The organism is Candidatus Aegiribacteria sp. (assembly GCA_021108005.1).
GTDB lineage: Bacteria > Fermentibacterota > Fermentibacteria > Fermentibacterales > JCC-6 > Aegiribacteria.
The window spans coordinates 1-1,155 of sequence record JAIORS010000199.1 but is presented as its reverse complement, the minus strand read 5'-3'; the positions used below and the strand labels follow the sequence as shown (position 1 = coordinate 1,155).

The window sequence follows — 1,155 nt, the reverse complement described above, 5'->3', positions numbered from 1 at the left end:
ATACAAAATTCGGGCTGCCATACTGATCATCAACGTAAAACCTTGTCCAGCTGTCACCAATGCCATCATCGTTGCGCCACCATTCGACGCCTTTATGTAAATACGATGGGTTTGCTCCAGCAACATCCATATCGCCGTCACCATCAATATCACCGGGGTAGGCGCACCAGATCACACCATAACTATCACTTACCATGTGAGTGTCCCAACCTCCCCCACTGCCGTCGTTCTCGAACCAGGCTACATCATAATTATCAGTAGACTGCGCCAGCACATCCACATCACCGTCACCGTCCATATCCGCCGGAAATGTATAGTGACACCCGCCCATGCCGGAATTAATCGTGTGACTGGTTTTAGATATACCCAGAATCAGTTTGCCGGGCATGGCTGTCCAGGATGTCTGAGTCTGGCTGGAGAATGTGTTTAACCAATGCCACTCGGGGCCGGGTACGCCGGGACCACCGGACCAGTCAGTCTGAATTATAACTCCTCCATAAATGAGAACGGAACATGGAAACAGCAGTGTCAATAAAATTCCCACTCTACAGATTCTGAATGCGTTCCTCATTGCGCTGACTCCTCAAGCCTGATCCAGCCGATGCGGATATCAACAGGAGACGGTGGGTCTATACAGGTACCACTACCCTGAATCAATAACTTCAGTTCTGAACAATCGTCATCACCCCAGTGAAGAGAAGTGTCTGCTTTCAGATCAAAGGGACCGATCACGGTCCACCGATCCCAGCCGTTGCCGACATGGGAACCGGAAATATTCAGCAGATTCACCCAGCCGTGCTCATTATTGTTATTATCTATCCACCTGATGTGCATGGCACAGGCATTATCATCAAGTCGATTGGGGTTGTTAACGGTAATGCCGAAACTGAGCATATGGTACTTATCGGTATCTATGTATTTTGTGGAATCTTCAGGTATGGCAAGACTGATATCGCCTTTGAACCATCCTGTAGGGATGTCATAGTTTATCAAACCCTCGAACATGCCGCTTACGGAATCTGTCCAGCCCGTTGAAATATTCCAGTTCTGTGCAACCGCTTCAATATCATTTGTGTTCCAGTCGTTGCTGCCACCTTCGGTCATGTCCCAGGCATTTCCCCTGACTTCTGTCGCGTAATCACGAGGTTTTACAAG

2 protein-coding genes are annotated in these 1,155 nt (G+C 48.7%); both read right to left on the bottom strand.

Going from position 1 to position 1,155, the window contains the following annotated elements:
- A partial coding sequence (locus K8S15_12545) for an FG-GAP-like repeat-containing protein (protein ID MCD4776865.1) occupies nucleotides 1–571 on the bottom strand: 571 nt, incomplete at its 3' end.
- Nucleotides 568–1,155, bottom strand: a 588-nt coding sequence (locus K8S15_12540; protein ID MCD4776864.1) for a hypothetical protein, incomplete at its 5' end; no start/stop codon positions are given. The genes K8S15_12545 and K8S15_12540, both read right to left, overlap by 4 nt.